Source organism: Frankia sp. CeRuru1 (genome assembly GCF_977966315.1).
The window spans coordinates 1-4192 of the sequence record NZ_CDWWEW010000422.1; the positions used below are offsets into that span (position 1 = coordinate 1).

The 4192-nt window shown below is 70.7% G+C and carries 2 protein-coding genes and 1 pseudogene; all 3 read right to left on the reverse strand.

What is annotated here, in order from left to right; all coding sequences use genetic code 11:
* A partial coding sequence (locus AC08OP_RS21775; protein WP_476615883.1) for an acetyl-CoA carboxylase biotin carboxylase subunit occupies positions 1-1559 on the reverse strand: 1559 nt, incomplete at its 3' end.
* A 186-nt stretch (positions 1560-1745) separates the two neighbouring features.
* Entirely contained in the window at positions 1746-3395 is a 1650-nt protein-coding gene (locus AC08OP_RS21780) for a carboxyl transferase domain-containing protein (protein WP_476615884.1), read from the reverse strand.
* A gap of 421 nt (positions 3396-3816) precedes the next feature.
* A pseudogene (locus AC08OP_RS21785) lies at positions 3817-4192 on the reverse strand (DUF5925 domain-containing protein); the annotation flags it as partial.

The following is a 4192-nucleotide window of genomic DNA, read 5'->3' on the forward strand; positions in this document are numbered from 1 at the left end:
CTGCCACCAGGTTCGGCGCCGTCGGGGCCGCCGGACGGTACTGCCCCACCGGGCAGGGCGACATCCCAGGTCAGCCACGCGGGCTCACCGGGCCGCCAGCCGGAGGGGATGTCCCACGGGTCGACCACCGGACCGGTCGGTTGCAATGCCAGCAGCCTGGCCAGGGCGTAGCCGAGGAGCGCCTCGCCGGGCAGGTCGCCCGGGGTGAGGGCGGCGAGATCACGTTCGACGAGACCGGTGTCGAGCCGCCCGGCGACGACGTCCGGATGGGCGAGCAGCGAGCACAGGAAGCCGATGTTGGTCGTCACTCCGAGCAGGACCGTGCCGGCGAGCGCGGTGTCAAGGCGGGCGATCGCGGCGGCGCGGTCCGCACCCCAGGCGATCACCTTGGCCAGCATAGGATCGTACGTGGTGCTCACGATGTCCCCGGCCCCGATGCCGGCGTCGACGCGGATGGCCGGCCCGGCCGGTTCCCGGAAAGCCAGTACCCGACCGCCGGTCGGCAGGAATCCCCGCCCGGGGTCCTCGGCGTAGATCCGCGCCTCCACCGCGTGCCCGGTCAGGCGGATGTCGGCCTGACCGAAGCGCAACGGCTCCCCGGCCGCGATCCGGATCTGCTCGGCGACCAGGTCCACCCCCGTCACCAGCTCGGTGACCGGATGCTCGACCTGGAGCCGGGTGTTCATCTCCATGAAGTAAAATTCGTCCGGCGCGTCGGCGGACAGGATGAACTCGACCGTGCCCGCTCCAACGTAGCCGACGGCGCTGGCGACAGCGACCGCCGCCGCCCCGAGCCGCTCCCTGGTCCGCGCGTCGAGCGCCGGCGCCGGCGCCTCTTCAACAATCTTCTGGTGGCGCCGTTGCAGGCTGCACTCCCGCTCACCCAGGTGGAGCACGCTGCCGTGCTCGTCGGCGAGGATCTGGACCTCGATGTGGCGGGGGCGGGTGATGAATCGCTCCACGTACAGGGTGTCATCCCCGAAGCCGGCGGCGGCCTCCCGGCGGGCCGACGCGATCGCCTCCGGCAGCCGGGCGGGCTCGCGGACGATGCGCATCCCCTTGCCACCACCCCCCGCCGCGGGTTTGAGCAGCACTGGATAGCCGATCTGACCGGCGGCCTCGGCGATCGCGGCATCGCTCATGCCCGGCGCCGACCGGCCCGGCACGACCGGCACCCCCACCTCGGCCACCGCCCGCCGCGCGGTGATCTTGTTGCCCATCACCTGCACCGCGGCGAGCGACGGTCCGATGAAGAGCACTCCGGCCGTCTCACAGGCCTGTACGAAGGCCGCGTTCTCGGCGAGGAAGCCGTAACCGGGATGGACGGCCTCCGCCCCGGACACCCTCGCCGCCTCCAGCACGGCCTCGATGCTGAGGTAGCTCTCCTTCGCGGGCGCCGGGCCCAGCCGCACCGCGACAGCCGCCTCCCGGACGTGCCGCGCCCCGGCGTCGGCGTCTGAGTAGACGGCGATGGACCGGATACCGAGATCGCGCAGTGTGCGGATCACCCGGACGGCGATTTCACCCCGGTTCGCGACGAGCACCGACGAAAACGTCAAGCCCGACGCTCCCGGCGCCCTCGGCGGCACGACGCCCGCCGACCGGGCCGGCGTGAAATGGCCATCCGGACCGTGACCGGTGCCGCCGCCTGCGTGATTCGTGGCGGACAGATCAGCCGTGGACACCCTTGATCCTCACGATTGGTTTCCTCACATCGGATGTTTCCGCACGTCAGGATGTCCCCCTCACATCCGGAAGACGCCGTAGCCCACCGGTTGCAGCGGAGCGTTCGCCGCCACCGACAGGCCCAAACCCAGCACCATACGGGTGTCGGCCGGATCGATGACACCGTCGTCCCACAGCCGAGCGGTCGAATAGTACGGGCTGCCCTGCTCCGCGTACCGATTCAGGATCGGCGCCCGGAAGGCGGCCTCGTCGGCCTCGCTCCAGGCGACCCCCGCGGCTTCCATCTGCTCCCGGCGCACGGTCGCCAGCACCGCCGCCGCCTGCTCCCCGCCCATCACCGAGACGCAGGCATTCGGCCACATCCACAGAAAACGGGGCGAGAATGCCCGACCGCACATCGAGTAATTACCCGCGCCGAACGAACCGCCGATCACCACGGTGAACTTCGGCACCCGGGCACAGGCGACCGCGTTGACCATCTTCGCGCCATGCTTCGCGATGCCGCCGGCCTCGTACTCCCGACCCACCATGAAACCGGTGATGTTCTGCAGGAACACCAACGGGATACCGCGCTGATCGCAGAGTTCGATGAAATGGGTGCCCTTCAGCGCCGACTCGCCGAAGAGCACCCCGTTGTTCGCGACGATTCCCACGGGATGGCCATGGAGGCGGGCGGTCCCGGTGACCAGCGTCGTTCCGTACTCCTTCTTGAACTCCGCGAAACGGCTGCCATCGACGATGCGCGCGATCACCTCCCGCACGTCATAGGGGGTGCGCCCGTCCGTCGGTACCGCGGCGTACAGCCCGGCCGGGTCGACCGCCGGTGCCTCGGTCGGCTCCAGCTCCCACGGCCGCGGACCGCGCGGCGCGAGGCCCGCGACGATGGAGCGCACGATCCGCAGCGCCTGGGCGTCGTCCTCGGCCAGGTGGTCGGTCACCCCGGAGGTGCGGGAGTGCAGCAGCCCGCCGCCGAGATCCTCGGCCGATACCACCTCGCCGGTCGCGGCCTTCACGAGCGGCGGACCACCGAGGAAGATCGTCCCCTGATTCCTGACTATCACCGCCTCGTCGGCCATCGCGGGAACGTACGCGCCGCCCGCCGTGCACGAACCGAGCACCGCCGCGATCTGGGAGATTCCCAGCGAGGACATTCGGGCCTGGTTGAAGAAGATCCGCCCGAAATGCTCCCGATCCGGGAAGACCTGGTCCTGCAGCGGAAGAAACGCCCCCCCGGAGTCGACCAGATAAACACAGGGCAGCCGGTTCTGCAGCGCCACCTCCTGGGCACGCAGATGCTTCTTCACGGTCAACGGATAGTAGGTGCCACCCTTGACCGTGGCGTCGTTGGCGACCACCACGCATTCCCGACCCGAGATCCGGCCAATACCGGTGATGATGCCCGCCCCAGGAACCGGATCCTCGTAAAAGCCGTTCGCGGCTAGCGGGGAAAGCTCCAGAAAGGGGCTCCCCCGGTCGAGCAGCGCGTCGACCCGGTCGCGGGGCAGGAGTTTGCCGCGAGCCACGTGGCGGGACCGCGCCTGCTCCGACCCGCCGACCGCCGCCACCGCCAACCGCTCCTGGAGATCGGTCACGGCGTGCCAATGCCCCTCGGCATTGCGCCGTCCCTGTTCACCCGCGGCATCGACCCGACTGGTCAGGACCGGCGTGGCCGAGGACCGTCGGACCTCGTCGGACCGCCGACCGGCGATGGTTCCGGCGCGTGCTGCGCTCACAGTCACCCCCCGGGTGGACGTCGGGCCCCGAAACAACGTTTCCAAGTTAACGACCGCTAACCTCGCCGTCAAGGCAGACGGCGGCGGGGACCATCGGGCAGGCCGCCGATCCCCATCGCCATTGCCGGACCTTCACCCCTTCACCGACATTCACCCACCACCGGGACCGAGACCAGGATCCGGCGATCCGAAATACACCGGTTGCTCCCCGGTGGCTAACTTTAGCGATGCCTGACCGGTGACGTCCGACCGGGACTTCTCGCCGTGATCCGGCGCGCCCCGCCCCTCGGCCGTCCGCCCGGCGGCACCGCGCAGGACACGGCGCCGCCGGGCCGGCGGGCCTACCCGGCCTGCTCCCGGCCTGGTGGGCCCGAATCGGGAGTACGGCGCGCAGCCGTCACAGGTACATGCCGTGGCGGGCGTCCGGGGTGGTGGGCCGCGGCAGGCCGCGGCCGTCCCGCAGGGCGAACAGCTCTGCCAGCGTCATGCTCGACCGGACCCCCTCCGCGGAGCCCAGCCAGGACACCGCCTCGGTGTGCGGCAGGGCTCCCACCTCGATCTGGGCGAGGCAGCGACCGGGACGGACAACGGCGGGATGCATGCGCAGCAGATCCTCGTTCGCGGTCAGGGCGACCAGCACCTCGCGGCCCTGACCGACCAGACCATCGGTGAGGTTCAGCAGTCGGGAGAGCTGCTGCCCGGCCGCACCCCGGCCGTCCCCCCGGATCAGGTCGTCGCAGTCCTCGATCACCAGCAGCCGCCACCGGTGGGCG